Origin of the sequence: Streptomyces sp. NPDC048275 (assembly GCF_040652275.1) — a bacterium.
Lineage (GTDB): Bacteria > Actinomycetota > Actinomycetes > Streptomycetales > Streptomycetaceae > Streptomyces.
Map to the genome: position 1 here is coordinate 1 of NZ_JBEZLR010000097.1, position 14,398 is coordinate 14,398.

At 67.9% G+C, this 14,398-nt stretch carries 10 protein-coding genes and 2 pseudogenes; 8 read left to right on the forward strand and 4 right to left on the reverse strand.

Features of this window, described 5'->3' with window-relative positions; translation table 11 throughout:
- Positions 1-100 precede the first annotated feature (100 nt).
- Together AB0D57_RS37805 and AB0D57_RS37810 are read left to right on the forward strand one after the other, a co-directional pair.
- Positions 101-1,117, forward strand: a pseudogene (locus AB0D57_RS37805) (reverse transcriptase domain-containing protein); the annotation flags it as partial.
- A 106-nt stretch (positions 1,118-1,223) separates the two neighbouring features.
- On the forward strand, positions 1,224-2,057 hold the full coding sequence (locus AB0D57_RS37810) for an IS3 family transposase (protein ID WP_362084159.1): 834 nt from the start codon (positions 1,224-1,226) through the stop codon (positions 2,055-2,057).
- Between the two features lie 93 nt (positions 2,058-2,150).
- On the opposite strand, the gene AB0D57_RS37815 is transcribed toward AB0D57_RS37810, so the two are convergent.
- Positions 2,151-2,696, reverse strand: a complete 546-nt coding sequence (locus tag AB0D57_RS37815; RefSeq protein ID WP_362084162.1) for a transposase — start codon at positions 2,694-2,696, stop codon at positions 2,151-2,153.
- Positions 2,621-3,163, reverse strand: coding sequence for a winged helix-turn-helix domain-containing protein (locus tag AB0D57_RS37820; protein ID WP_362084165.1), 543 nt, complete (start codon positions 3,161-3,163; stop codon positions 2,621-2,623). The genes AB0D57_RS37815 and AB0D57_RS37820 overlap by 76 nt, the downstream gene beginning before the upstream one ends.
- Before the next feature lie 542 nt (positions 3,164-3,705).
- Here AB0D57_RS37820 and AB0D57_RS37825 point away from each other — a divergent pair.
- On the forward strand, positions 3,706-3,909 hold the full coding sequence (locus AB0D57_RS37825; RefSeq protein WP_007379522.1) for a cold-shock protein: 204 nt from the start codon (positions 3,706-3,708) through the stop codon (positions 3,907-3,909).
- 672 nt (positions 3,910-4,581) lie between these two features.
- Positions 4,582-5,130: a GNAT family protein gene (locus AB0D57_RS37830; RefSeq protein WP_362084170.1), complete on the forward strand. Its 549-nt coding sequence runs from the start codon at positions 4,582-4,584 to the stop codon at positions 5,128-5,130.
- A gap of 1,250 nt (positions 5,131-6,380) precedes the next feature.
- On the opposite strand, the gene AB0D57_RS37835 is transcribed toward AB0D57_RS37830, so the two are convergent.
- Complete coding sequence (locus AB0D57_RS37835) at positions 6,381-7,781, reverse strand: hypothetical protein (protein WP_362084173.1); 1,401 nt, start codon at positions 7,779-7,781, stop codon at positions 6,381-6,383.
- Positions 7,782-8,042: 261 nt separating this feature from the next.
- On the opposite strand from AB0D57_RS37835, the gene AB0D57_RS37840 reads away from it, so the two are divergent.
- From AB0D57_RS37840 to AB0D57_RS37855, 4 genes are all read left to right on the forward strand, one after another.
- Positions 8,043-9,434, forward strand: a complete 1,392-nt coding sequence (locus tag AB0D57_RS37840) for a site-specific integrase (RefSeq protein ID WP_362084176.1) — start codon at positions 8,043-8,045, stop codon at positions 9,432-9,434.
- A 286-nt stretch (positions 9,435-9,720) separates the two neighbouring features.
- Complete coding sequence (locus AB0D57_RS37845; protein ID WP_362084180.1) at positions 9,721-10,098, forward strand: ATP-binding protein; 378 nt, start codon at positions 9,721-9,723, stop codon at positions 10,096-10,098.
- An 89-nt stretch (positions 10,099-10,187) separates the two neighbouring features.
- On the forward strand, positions 10,188-10,415 hold the full coding sequence (locus AB0D57_RS37850; RefSeq protein ID WP_362084183.1) for a hypothetical protein: 228 nt from the start codon (positions 10,188-10,190) through the stop codon (positions 10,413-10,415).
- Positions 10,416-10,628: 213 nt separating this feature from the next.
- Positions 10,629-12,998, forward strand: coding sequence for a hypothetical protein (locus tag AB0D57_RS37855; RefSeq protein ID WP_362084186.1), 2,370 nt, complete (start codon positions 10,629-10,631; stop codon positions 12,996-12,998).
- A gap of 35 nt (positions 12,999-13,033) precedes the next feature.
- Here the strand turns inward: AB0D57_RS37855 and AB0D57_RS37860 are convergent.
- Positions 13,034-14,398, reverse strand: a pseudogene (locus AB0D57_RS37860) (hypothetical protein); the annotation flags it as partial.

Below are 14,398 nucleotides of genomic sequence, written 5' to 3' on the forward strand. Positions count from 1 at the left end.
GGTTTTGATCTAGACAGTCCAGATCATCGCAGGTGGGAGGCACCCTTCTTCCGCCGGAGCGTCAGGTCACGGCCTCAGCTGAACACATGAGGTCAGGGTCCTCGGAGTGCCGACCGTGGGCGACCGTGTCGCGCAGACGGTGGTGGCGATGGTGCTGGAGAAGAGGGTCGAGCCGATCTTCCATCCGGACTCCTACGGCTACCGCCCGGGGCGCGGAGCGATCGACGCGGTGGGCACGTGCCGGGAGCGGTGCTGGAAGTACGATTGGGTGGTCGATCTGGACATCAAGGCGTTCTTCGACTCGGTGCCGTGGGACTTGATGCTCAAGGCGGTGGGCTCGGTCTGTGAGCTCTCCTGGGTCCTGCTGTATGTCAAGCGGTGGCTTGCTGCCCCGCTGCAACATGCGGATGGCACGCTGATCGAGCGGGCCATGGGAACCCCTCAGGGTTCGGCGGTATCTCCCGTCCTGGCGAACCTGTTCATGCACTACGCGTTCGACATGTGGTTGCACCGGGAGGTCCCGGACGTCCGCTTCGAACGGTATGCCGACGACGCGGTCATCCACTGCCGCAGTCTCGCCGAGGCGAGAGCGGTACTGGCCGCGCTGGAGGCGCGCATGGAATCGGTTGGCCTTCAACTGCACCCCGACAAGACGCAGATCGTCTACTGCCGGGACGCGAACCGCAAGAGCTCTTTCGAGCACACGCGGTTCACGTTCCTGGGCTACGACTTTCGCGAGCGCACTGTGGACGGGCGGAACGGACTGTTCCGGAGTTTCTCTCCGGCGGTCTCGGACAAGGCCTTGAAGCAGATGGGCGAGGTGGTGCGTTCCTGGCGCCTGCACCGGTGGGTGCAGGGCGAGGCCCGAGACCTCGCGGACTGGATCAATCCGGTCGTGCGGGGATGGATGCAGTACTACGGGGCCTTCAACAGGTCGGCCCTCTATCCCCTTCTGAAACGGATCAACGCCTACGTGGTCCGGTGGTTGCGCGGGAAATACCGGAGGCTGCGGCGAAGCTGGTCGGCGACCTTCCGTGCGTGGTGGTCCGGGGTCGAACGAAATCCCCGGCACTTCGCGCACTGGGTCTGGGTGACCGAGCCCGCCCGGGTCTGGTGACCAGGACGACAAGAGCCGTATGACCGGAGACGGTCACGTACGGATCTGTGGGAGCCCGGGGGTGAAAATCCCCCGGGCCACCCGACTTCGCGAAGGAGAGCGACCGGTGAGCGAGATATGCCGGTTCATCCACGCGGAGAAGGCGAACTACACGGTCGTGCTGCTATGCAGGGTGATGGAGACGGCCCGCTCTACGTACTACGCGTGGGCGGCCGGAGCCGAAGCCCGCGAGGTGAGGCGGGGGGCCGATGAGGCCCTGGCGCACGAGATCACGGTGATCCACATCGCATCCCGGCGGAACTACGGCGTCCCGCGCGTCACCGCCGAACTGCGCCGGCAGGGCCGACCGGTCAACCGCAAACGGGTGGCACGGCTCATGCGGGAACACGGCATCGCCGGGAACAGCCGGCGCACCGGCCGCCGCAGCCTGACCAAGGCCGACACCAAGGCCGCCCCGTCGCCGGACCTCATCGGCCGGGACTTCACCGCCACCCGCCCCGGAACGAAGATCGTCGGGGACATCACCTACATCCCCACGGCCGAGGGCTGGCTCTACCTCGCCTCGTGGCTGGACCTGGCCACGCGCGAGATCATCGGGTACTCGATGGCCGACCACCATCGCGCTGAACTCGTCGTCGACGCCCTGGACATGGCCGTCGCACTGGGTCGCCTGGAACCCGGCTGCGTGATCCACAGCGACCGCGGATCGGAATACACCTCCGGACAACTCCGCGACAGAATCAGCAAGTTGGGACACCGGCAGAGCATGGGCCGGACCGGGAGCTGCTTCGACAACGCCGCCGCGGAGAGCTTCTGGGCCGTACTCAAAGAGGAGATCGGCACCCGCTTCTGGCCCGACCGGGCCACCGCCCGCGCCGACATCTTCGACTTCATCGAGACCTTCTACAACAGACGCCGCCTGCGCAAGCACATCCACTAGGGCTACCTCACGCCCCACGAAACACGCCTGCGCTACCGGCAAGACCAAGCCCTCGCGGCGTAACAACAACGTGCCCAAGATCACGGGGAAACTTCAGTACTGCATCCGCTTCAGTCGGGTTTTCACCAGCGCGGTGAGCTGGTCGAGGCTGTGTTTGGTGAGGTTGGCCAGGGACCGTTTCAGGTGGGACCAGACACCCTCGACTGGATTGAACTCGGATGCGTAGGGCGGAAGTTGGTAGACGGTTAGCCATAATCGGGCGTCGGTCATCTCCCGCATGGTGCGGCTGACGTGCGTGTTCAAATTGTCCCAGACTAGAACGATCGGACCGCCGAGCTGCTGGTGTGCGGCATCGAGCAGGCGGGCGTAGTCGGTCTCGGTGAAGCCCTTGCGTCGGCCTTTGGCCGGTCCGCGGTCGAGGTGGATGCGGTAGATCAGCCGGGACCGGTGGCCGGGCTTGGTGCAGATCAGCGCCGCCATGGAGACGCGTTTGGTGCCCTGGGCCGTGACGCGCACGACAGGTGTGTGGCCTCGTCGGCCCCAGGTTCGGCCTTTGGGCGGCCTCAGCCCCTGGCCGGCTTCGTCCTCGAAGCAGAGCCAGGCGCCCAGGTCCGCCGCCGTCTTTTTATGACGGGCCACTGCTCGTCCTTCCAGGCGGCGATCTTCTCCTCGTCGCGCTCGGTTGCCTTGCGGGAGGGGACCTGCACGCTCCAGCCGATGCGGTGCAGCAGCAAGTCCATCCCGGCCAGGGTGTATTCGATACCGAACCGGCGTCGCACGACCTCCGCGATCCGTGCCAGAGTCCAGCACTGGTCGCTCCAGCCGGCAGCGGCCGGGCCGGCATCCAACACCGTCTCCAGTAGGCGCAGTTGACTCGCATCGAGCTTGCAGCGGGCACCACCGGGCCCCTTGGAGACCAGCGCCTGCCGCCCACCTGCGGCCAACGCCCGCCGCCAGCGGTTCGCCGACATGCGCGTCACCCTGAACCGCCGGGCCACCTCCCGGTCACTGGCCCCGGCCTCGATCAGATCGGCGGCCGCCAACCGGAGCCGCTCACGCCGAACCCGCTCCTCCGCCGTCAGCCCTCCGCCATCGGGATACCTCATCCCTACGGCATAGCGCGGCTCACGACAGCCGTCACGACCCCACGTAACCCACACCCTTAAAGATCTCTAGCACACCGCGGCAATCCGGCAGCCGGTCGCGACGGGCGGGGCCGGGGGCGGGTTGCCCTGGGCTGCCATGGCGCAGGCGGTTCTGCCGAGGTCGATTCCACAAGCTGGCCCGGCTTCCGTACGGCAGGTCCGGTGCCCGGCATCGAGTGTGTGCCGGGCAGGCTGTCACCTGTGAGGATGCCGTTGGGGGCCTGCTGGTACCTCTCACAGCGCGGACCCACGTCGGCGCGGATCGTTCCGCATCCTTCGGGAGGCGACATGCGGAATGCGGAACACTGGCCCTGGCGCGTTTTCGCTAGCCGCTGCCCTCAGGCCGATATAGCGTTGTGATCAGCAGTCGTGGTTCCGAAGTCCCGTTCGCCCGTGATCGCCATCACGGGCGTTCTTGCTGTTTCAGCGCCTCTCCGGACCAGGGCGATCACCTCCCGGGCGCGCAGGGTGCGGGCCCGGTTTTCCCCTTGAAGGAGACGGTCATGGCCAAGGGCACTGTCAAGTGGTTCAACAGCGAGAAGGGCTTCGGCTTCATCGAGCAGGAGGGCGGCGGCCCCGACGTCTTCGCCCACTACTCCAACATCGCCGCCCAGGGCTTCCGCGAGCTGCAGGAGGGCCAGAAGGTCGAGTTCGACGTCACCCAGGGCCAGAAGGGCCCGCAGGCAGAGAACATCCGCCCCGCCTGATCACGCCATCCTGATGATGCCCGGGCGTCCCGACTGCGGAACGCCCGGGCATCAGTCGAGGTTCACCCACAGGATGTGAATGATGCGCGGTGCGCGCACGTAGCATGGTGTGCCCCGCGAACGGACGTTGGACGGTCGACCTGCCGTACGAAGCGAACGAGTAACGGCCGGGCCGAAACAGTGACGACCCAGCTGGAGTTCTCCCGTATCCGCTTGCGGGAGGCGTGCATTCAGGCGCATCGCGAACTCGCCGCCCACCAGACCTGTATGCGCTTCAGCCGGTGCTGGACGTCTCCGCCCGCCGCGGCGGCACCCACCTGCTACCCGATCTTCAGAGTCACATCGCCGGCTGCTCCCATTGCAGTTACGCGGCCGAGCACCTCGAGCACTCCGGGAACCGCCTGGCGTACTGATCACCGAGGCGGTCCTCGTCTGGGGCGCGCGGGGCTGCGTCGACACTCGCCCCGCCTGCCAGACTGCGCGCCGGCGAGCTGCCATGGACTGCTCGTACACCCTGGGGCCGCGGCACGGTCCGGCGTGAGCGACTGTGTCCTCGCTGCCTGTGCCTGACATGCGAAGGCACCGCCATGACGCTGTCGGCCGTGCGATGAGTGCCAGGTCGGCACGCGTAATCCGGTTGATCGGCCGTTGCCGGCGCGATATCCATTCCGGGTGATACGTGGCGACAAGGCCGGGCTGCGGGCCCGGCACGAGGACGACGTTCGGGTGCTCCACCGCGAGCTGTACGACGACGTGGCCACACGGTCCCGGGCTGACTCGCGCGCCTGGCGGCCCATAGTCGCGGACTCCGCGGAGTCCCCCTACGCGGTGACCGCGTCCTCGGACGAGGCTGCGTGCTTCTCCGTGGTCGACCTCAAGGCGCAGGAACTTGCCGGCGAGGCCCTGCTGTGGAACATCGACACCCACAACCGGAACGCGCACCTGGGTATCTCACTGCTGCCCGCGTTCCGCGGCCGCGGTCTCGGAGGTGACGTCGTACGCCTGTTGTGCCACTGCGGATTCGTCGTACGCGGCCTGCAACGGCTCCAGGTCGAGACACTCGCGGACAATGCTCCGATGATCGCCGCCGCGACTGGCGCCGGGTTCCCGTTGAGGGCACCCTGCGCTCCGCCGCCTGGGCACACGGAAGTTTCGCCGACGAGGTCATCCTCGGCCTGTTGGCCGACGAATGGAGGCAGTGAGCCTCCGGATCGCCGGTGATGAACGCAGCGCAGTCCTGACGACCGACAGTCGCGACGCCGCCTGGGTTGAAGAACCGGGATGAGCTCAGCCGGCAGAAGACCGACGACATAAACACCGTTTCTCGGGCGTATAGCTATTTCAGGACAAAATTGTACTGAGTGGTTTCCTCGCCGCGAACAGGCCCCACTTCTCAGGCTTGCCCCGGACCCGCCCAAACCGGACGGCGATGGTTCCCCGTGACCCGGCCCCACCCGGCGTCAGCATCAACGCCGTCCGGCGGGGCCAGGTCAGGCCGGAGTCGAGCAATTGCTTGGAGCCAGTCGGCCCTTTCCCGGAGTGCCCCCGGCAGGATTCGAATCTGCGCACACGGCTCCCGAGGCCGTCGGCTTCCCGCGCGTTTCCGCAGGTCAGCGGCCTACCTGACGAGTTGTCAGGCCCGCCGTCCCGCGCATGTCCCGCGAGATTGAAATAGCCTATTGTGCTCGCCTTGTCCGTATCGTTCCCCGTGGTGGTCGATCCATGCGCCATGACGTAGATCGCGACTTCCTCGGGAAAGCGTAGAGGTATATGGTGCGCTCCTCAATCGAACAAGGGGGCTGTCCGGAGCGTGCGGGCAGGCCAAGTGAGCGGGTTGTGCGCCTGGCTCGGTGGGGGTGCTCCCGTGCGGTGCCGGGGTGAACGGTGGCCGACGGGCGCGTCCCGCCGCTTCTCATCTGTATGCCCTTGGCGTGTGTGTCCCTGCTGAGTTTCCAGGCGGGCTGGGTGGGAGCCCTCACCCTGACTTGGTGCCGGAGTGGGCCCGAGCCGCTGGTCTGCGCGGCAGGCGGCGTTGTCCGGAGGGTGTGATCTCACGAACCGCGACGGCGAACGTGCGAGCCGGATGCCGGGCGGCTTTGTCGGCAGCTGCAGGCCGGCAGACGAAGGCCAGTCGGCGCACACCAAGGCCAAGACGGCACCGGTCTCCCTTCGCCCGGCAGCGCTCGGCGTCGGCGCGACGCTCTTGCGCAAAGCCCTGGGCATGCCGGCCGCGGTGGGTCGACCGCAGCCTGAAAGTGTGTGTGGCTGCTTGGTCGTGAATACGGGCGGCTGGTCGTGTGAAGTTGTGAGGCTGGGTTTAAGGATGCGGCCTTTCGACGGGCGGGCAGATGGTGGCGGTGGACTGTCAATGATCCGGAAGAACGCCGGTTTGGCCAACCGGCGATCCCGCGCTATGTTGCGCTGCCCGTAGCGGTGAGCGCAGGAGAACCAAGATCTCGTGAGTTCTTGGTTCAGAGCGGGCGCCGTTTGCGGATGGGCAGGATGCTCAGGGCCATGATGGTGCCGTCGTCCTGGAACGAGATCGGGTCGTTCCATCTCCCGGCTTCATGGGAGTCGCGTCGTTTGGAGCGGAGTTCGTAGACCGCTTGCCGGTACTCCTCCACGCGGCCGTCTTTGATCAGTTCGTACAGTTCTGAGTCCATTCCGGAGAATGCCTCGATGCGTGCGGTCCCCATGCGGAAGACGTTGTCCGTGCCGACGAATTTAGTGTCGCCGACCTCGATGTCCGCGTCGTCGACGCTCGATGTCGCGGCGAAGGCGGGCACGTCGTAGTGCTCGCGCCCTTGGCGAGCGGTGAGATACCCGGCCGTGTATTTCCGTCCGCCCGAGAAAGCGGTCAGGCCGGCGGCTGCGGTACGGGCCAGGAGCTGGCCGAACCAGGCGAGGTCGTCCTCGCCCACCTGGAAGCCGTCGACCGTCCGCGTCCGTCTGCCGTCTCGGGCCGGTAGGCGAATGGCGTTGGGGTAGGGGATTCCGGGATTGTCCCTGATCTCCTCGTCGGCGTTTTTTGGGGCGCCGGGTATGCGGAGGGGGAGCAGCGCTTCGCCGGGGGATTGCAGCACATTGACCACGACCCCGCCCTGGCCCATGAGTTCGGTGGACAGCATCAGACAGGGCGTGGTGTTCCAGGGGCCGATCTGCATGCCTTCGGTCAGTTCGGCTCCCTTGACCAGTTGCTGGATCGTGGTGCTGCGGGTTCGGCCGGTCCGCTTGCTGGGCTTCTGATGGTTTCCGCGGCAGGCCACGAAGGTGACTTTCGACGGCTCTCCGGGTTTCCATGCCTCGATGATGTAGTCGGGCCGGGGCCGTGAGCCCTTGTTCCGTTGGGAGACGCTCAGGGGCCAGCCGGCTCGCAGCACCGTGTTCGTATCGACGACCGAGACGATGTGGTCTGGGTAGCGCTGCTGCACGATGTGTTCCGCCACGGCGAGCCCGAAGCCGACGGCCAGTTCCCGGGCCTGCATACCCTTGTACCAGCTTTCGGAGGAGCGGCCCTTGTCGGTGAGGTCCATGGAGCCGGCGCGGTTGCCGTCCAGTGCCTCGCAGAACTTCAGGCTGAGCCAGTGTTCCGCCAGCCCGCGTCCCATTCCCTGGCCGGCCAGTACGTAGCCGCGCGCTACGGCGTGCAGGACCTGCCACGGCGTCAGGTCGATGGACCGGTTGTGCTCGGCCAGCGCGACCGGCCGCAGGTCGGGCTTCCTGCGCGCTGCTTCCTGGCCCTTCTCCCGGCGCTTCTTGTCGATGGCCGCCGCCGCGGAGTCCACGTGCGCGGCCAGTTCTGTCGTCGAGTGGACGTGAACGCTCGTCGAGCGGCTGAGTGCGTTCAGGATCTGTCGCGCGGTTCTCGCCATGCATCCCCCACGGTCCGCGTGCTCTGGCTGGCCGGGAACGGTAATTCGGGACATTGGGGCGCGTGCAAGTGCGCATGGTGCACTAAGGACTACAACTAGCCACACCGGGACCGGGCGTGACCAGTGGCGACAGGAGCCAAGCCGAACATCCGACAATCCGCGCTCGTCAATCAGGCGCCGTACGAGTGCCCTCTTGCGGGGGGGGATGTTGGAGTGGATGTGCCGGGCAGCCATGCTCCCGCCGATCAGAAGGAGGCGGGTATGGACCCGAACGAGCACCACGGCGCCGCACCGGAGCCCGAGCAGCCTGCGGACCGGTTCCCGGCGCAGCCGCATGGTGAGGGACGGCCGGACGGCGGCAGCCCGGTCGCGGGCTTGGCGGGAGAGTTCGGCGCGGAGCTGGTGCGGGCCATCCGCGTGGGCCTGGCCGAGGTGAGCAGCTCCGCCCACGGGTCGCGGGGGTCGTCGCAGCTGAGCTGGTACGCCTTCGCGACCGAGTACGCGCGGGCCCACTGGCCGGGCAGGGCGGCGAAGACCCGGGACGAGGTCAGCGACGCGCTGACTGCCGTCACGGTGGCGATGCTGTGGGACCTTCCGGGGCGGCCGGGCGGGCAGCTGTTGCGCCGCGCCCTGCGGCACTGGGCGTTCGTCGTGCCCGGCCCGGGGCAGGGGGAGATGCCTGCGGAGGACCGGCTGGCGCTGCAGTGGGTGGCGAAGGCGTCCCGTCCCCTGGTGGATCTACATGATCCGGTCCTGGCTCGTGATGGGCTGGAGTCGCTGCGCCGCAAGCTGGACGGCGGTGAGGCGGCGGTGGAGACGATGCGCCGCAAGCGCAAGGTGATGGTGCACGCCCTCCATTACGCCGTCGAGCGGGGCGAGTTGGGCAGCCACCCGCTGAACAAGGTGCGCTGGCGGGTGCCCAAGCCGGCGGTCACGGTCGACCCCCGGGTGGTGGCCAACCCCCACCAGGCCCGGGATCTGCTGGACGCGGTCTCCTACGTGGGCGGCTACCAGCGGGCCCGCGGCCGTCGGCTGGTCGGGTTCTTCGCCGGCATGTACTACGCGGGCCTGCGCCCCGAGGAGGCGGTCGCGGTCGCGCTGCCGGACTGCCGCCTGCCCACCGCCGGTTGGGGCCGGGTGACCCTGCACCGCACCCGGCCGCAGGCGGGCAAACGATGGACCGACAGCGGCGAGAACCACGACGAGCGCGGACTGAAGAACCGTCCGCCGGGAGAGACACGGGTGGTGCCGCTCCCGCCGCATCTGGTGGCCCTGTGGAGAGAGCATGTCACCACGTTCGGCACGGCCGACGACGGCCGGCTGTTCTTCACCGAACAGGGTCGGGTCATCAGCTACACCACCTACCACCGGGTCTGGCACGAGAGCCGCGCCCTCGCCCTGCCGCCCGCGCTCACCGGCACCCCGCTCGCGAAGCGACCCTATGACCTGCGGCACTCGGCGCTGTCCACGTGGCTGTGCGCGGGCGCCGACCCGGCCGAGGTCGCCGAGCGGGCGGGCAACAGCGTCGGGGTTCTGCTGAGCCGGTACGCGAGGTGCCTGTACGACCGGCAGTCCATCAACAACCAGCGCATCGAGGGGCTGTTGAGCGCGTACGACCAGCCACGCGAGCCCGGCCAGCAGGACGAGGAGTAGCTCTTCCACTCTTCGGGCGCGCAGTGCCGCATGCCGGAGTGCCGCCGAACGGACGGATCCTGTCCGTTGGGTCATCGTGCGCCCCGACGTGCTCCTCCCGAGGATGGCGGTATTCCGGCCGGTGGCCGACCTGCGCAAGCCGGCCGCGGAGGCGTTTCGCCGGATGTGCTGCCCGCGCGAAGGCACGTTTCAGGCCGGAGGCGGGGAGGGTGACCGGAGAACGTGACCTGGAAGGGGGGCGGGCGTCTGGACGAAATCGGACACAAGTGGCTCGCCTCGTGCTTCCATGCGCGTGCATTCCCTGACCGTGCAGGTGGACGGAGATCACCTGGCCCGCCTTGTCCGTAGTCCGCGTGCCGGCCTGACGGAGCTCATCTGGAACGCCCTTGATGCGGATGCTGACGTCCTGGATGGGGGGCTTGAGTTCAGCACGCTGGGTGCTGTGGAGCGCGTCCTCGTAGCGGATCGCGGTCACGGCATATCGCCGGATGATGTACAGCAGGGCTTCGGCGCGCTGGGGGGCTCGTGGAAGAGGGGCACCAGGACGACGCGGCAGCAGGGAAGGCGCCTTCACGGAGAACAGGGCAAGGGGCGTTCGCAGCATTCGGCATCGGTGATGTCGTCGAATGGTGCACGGTGCATGAGGGGGACCCCGCGTCCGTGACGAGAATCCGCGCCGAGCGTGCCAGTCGAAGCTGAGGCGTCGTCGGCTCAGGATGTGATGGGCGAGCATACCGTCGAGGTTGCCGGGCGATGACACCGGTGACTTCGCCGCCGAGCGAGCATGTTGCCAGGCTGGTAGTCGAAGTGCACCGCATCGTCTTCGTGGAGCCGGTCATCTGGATGGGCGGTCCCAACCTCCTCGATCCAGCTTTTGAGGGGCCGGCGGCTGTGGCGGCGGAGCGGCTCGTGGAAGCAGTACCCCTGCCCGCCATTGCGCAAGTTGAGGGTGACGGGCGGAATGTCCAGGCGGTCGGCTAGGAGCCCGCCTGGGTCGTATTGGGCGAGTGCCTGGTCGAGAAGACCATATGGTCGAGGTGATCGATCCGCGCCCACCGCAGGTCCGCGCGCCGTCGGCCAGACAGCTGTGGGTGGGGAGTCGTGCGTGAATCTGCACGTGGCAGGTTGGTTCGAATGCCTGCGGACGCGTACGTGGGATCCCTACGGTGAAGTGACCACAGTTTCAGATCGTTCGTGGGGAGTGCAGTGGACCCGGAGATCGTCGCTCTCGGGAGCATCGTGATCAGCAGCCTGGTGGGCAACGCCGTGCAGGACGTCTGGTCCTGGGGCAGGGGCCGATTGGTGGCGCTGTTCGCCGGCGATGGGGGCGAGGAGGCGGCAGTTGACGACGAACTGGAGCAAGCTCGCCGCCAGGCGTTGGAGGCGGGAGAGGCTGGCGACGAGGACACGGTGACCGAGATCACGGACGAGTGGTCGAGTCGTGTGCTGGAACTGTTCGCCGAACGTCCCGACGCCGTGCGGGAGGTGCGCGAGTTGGTCGGAGAGGCTCTGACGAGGGCGACGCCCGCCGAGGCGTCCTCGGCTCTTCTCCACTACGTCAACCACACCGCTCTGTTCCGGGAGATGGACAGTCACTGGCGCGCGTGCCGGGCTGCCGGGACCGTGACATCTGTGTTCCTCAGCGGTGTACGAGGGGTGGGGAAGCGCAGTACGGCCCAGCAGTGGATTCACTCGCACCGGGACGTCCTCGCCGGGGTGTTCCTCCAGGCCGACCTTGGGATGCAGGGTGTGCGGATGGTCGACCCAGCGGTGGTGCTGGAGCGCTGGCTGGACGAGCTCGACGTGCCGAGGGACGAGCGTCCGGTCGACGTCCTGGCCAAGGCGCGGCGGGTGCGTCACGAACTGCGTGACCGTTCAGTGGTCTTCCTGCTGGAGAATGTCACGACGACCCGCCAGGTGCGTGACCTGCTGACCGACCAGCCGTACGGCGTCGTCCTCATGACGGGGCAGGAGGCACCGCACGACCTGACGACCTTCCTGGAGTTCCTTCCGCTCCCGGTTCCGGCGCTGCGGGACGAACACGCTCTGGAGCTGCTGGTCAAGGTGAGCCGTACCACCGAGGAGCCGGCCAAGCTCGAACCGATTGTCCGGTACCTGGGCGGCCTGCCGCTGGCGCTGCGGCTGATCGCCGGACATCTGAAGGCGCCCGTCCCCGGCGTTGTGGAGGACGTCGGTGCCCGGCTCGCCGACCGCGCCGCACGACAGGAGGTGCTCGACGTGGACGATCCGAATCCCCTGCCGGAAGCCCTCGAACTGGCCTACGGGCGCATGGCCGTGCGGACGGCGCAGCTCTATCGCCGCCTGGGGTTGCTGATGTGTGCGGATTTCCAACTAGACACCGTGTTCGCGCTCGTACCGGACTGGGAGCCGTCGGAGGCGCGCACCGCGCTGAGCGCCCTCATTTCGGGAGGTCTGGTCGAGCGCCGGGGTCTCGACACGTACCGGATGCACATACTCATCCACGACCACGCGTCGATCGTCGCGGAGCGCGACGAGACGGACAGCGAACGCGAGGCGGTGCGGCGGCGGATCGCCCATCACTTCCTACGGATCACCGAGCGGGGTGAGCATACGCTGTCGACGCGCTGGCTCTACAACCCTATGAACGCCTTCCCGGCGGACACAGCAGCCAGCGAGCGCCAACAGACGGAGGCTCTGCGTGAGCTGGCTCGACGCGAGGCGGGCATCTTCGCCGCGGTGCGTTTGGCCGCCGAGGCGGGGCTTCACCTGGAGGCGTGGCGGCTGAGTCAGGCCATCCGGACTTTCTGCCTCCGTACCGGGCGCCACACCCAGTGGATCGAGGCGGCCGAGATCGGTCTCGCCTCGGCGCTGGAGACCGGTGACACGATGGCGGTGGCCCGTGCGTCCTACGAGGTGGGCTTCGCGCACCTCGAACGCTGGAACGTGGAGGAGGGCGATCCGAGGCTGGCCCGGGAGTACTTCGAACAGGCGCTGAGCCTGGTGAACCCCGGTATGCCGGGCCGGAGCGAGGGCGAACGTCGCACGGAGTCCAGCGTCCTGGAAGGGCTGGGACTGCTCGAACGCAAGCTCAAGCGCCCCGGGCACGCGATCGATCTGTTCAGCCGTGCCCAAGCGGCACTGGAGGGGATCGACCATCCCCGTGGCGAGGCCCTCCTCGCTCTGCACCTGGGCAGTACGTACACGGCGCTCGAGCGCCACGACGCCGCGGAAGGTGAACTTCTCCGCGCGGTCGCGGAGTTCGAGGGTCTTCCGGACGGCCCGGACCGTTTCAACATGGCCAAGGCCCGGCTGCGTGTCGCCGAGAACCGCCGCGCTGGCGGGCGATTGCGCGAAGCCGTCGAGGCGCTGGACCTGGCGGTGGACGGCATGACCGGCGTGGGCTCGGCCTACTACGCCGCGCAGGCCCTCCTGCTGCGCGGAGACGTCCGCGTGCAGTTGGGGGAGCGGGAGGCCGCCGTCGAAGACTGGACGTCCGCCCGCGCGCTCTTCGCGGAAGAAGGCAGCATTCACGAGGGTGAGGCACAGCACCGCCTGGAGCGGGAGGGCGGACAGCAGGCGTAGGAGCCGGCCACGCACAGGCCGCCGCCGGGGTGGGTTCAGACGTAGACCAGGTCGAGCAGTCCCGAGTTGGGCAGGTCGCCGGCGCGCACGACGATCCGCTCCGACCGTGTCGGGCGGGCACGGGCCGTCCCCGCAGTGCGCTCTCGCACCGTCCACGCGTAGACCGCCGACGCCGCCAGCGGGAATGCCGCCCAGGCGGGACGCTCCCGCCAGCTCACCTGCACACGAACGCCGTCCGGGAGCAGCGCCAGGCACCCGTCCTCCTCCGTTTCTGCGGCGAGCAGCCCGCAGCCGGAGGATTCCGCGGCATAGGCGCACCACGGGTCGTCCTCCGGACGGGCCGCCGTACGCCCGCGCGGAACCAGCAGCACGTCGGCGGTACGCGGCCATCGACGGTCCGGGTCGTCACGGTCGGCAGCCAGATGAGCCGAGGCGATGTGCGCGCCATGGCCGTGCTGCCGCGCCGCGGGGTAGCGGCGGACGATCACTTCACCGTCGGCTGCCACAGTGCTGTCGTCCGTCACGGAGACGGTGACGAACATGGGCGCCTCATGAGGAACGCGGCGGGCGCCCGGTCCGGAGGACTGCGACGGCAGGGGTATCGCGGACATGGACGCGGGATGGCCGGGCTCGTCCATCCGCAGCCAGGTATAGAAGAGCCGGCGCAGCAACTCGGCACTGCGGCCCGGTTCCGACGTGACAGTCTCCCCAACCGCCTGGAGCTCCGGATCGTCCCGCTGCCCGTCCAGGGCGGCAAGCTGGCGCAGCAGGAGGCGATCGGCGGACAGGCGAGGCAGTATCCGGCCGAGCCTGGCCATGGGGGATCCCGGTGCCACCTTCGATTCGTCGAAGGCGCCGAGAATGCAGGGAATTCCCAATGCAATTCCATACATGGTCAAGGAGCCGTGGTCTCCCAGAAGAAAATCAGCCGAACAGAGGGCCGCCTTCCACGTGTCGCTTTCCGGAACCGGCAGGAGAAGCCCGGAACCTAGAAATGGAGCCAGCCAGCTGTGCAGCTGCCACGAGCCATGACCATGCCAGGAATTCGGATGGACAGCCGCGATTACACGGAATTCTTCAGCCGAAAGCTCGGCCAAAACTCGACGGAGAACGTCGGCGCGCGGTGAGCCGAGCACCGAACCGCTTCCCCAGGTCGACGACACGACCACGAGCCGCTGACCCGGCAACAGCCCGAACGCCTGCCGGTAGCTCTCACGGAAAGGAAGGCTGGCACGCAGTTGGTCGATACACGGGTCGCCGGCAACAACAGCCTTGGGCAACGCCTGCGGACAGCTGACCGCAAGCCGATCGAGCTGCTCCTTGTGGGACAGGATGATCGCTGACGGGACAACGTCCCCATCGTGCAGGAGCCACTCCTCCGTGAGTCCGAAGGCGCCGGC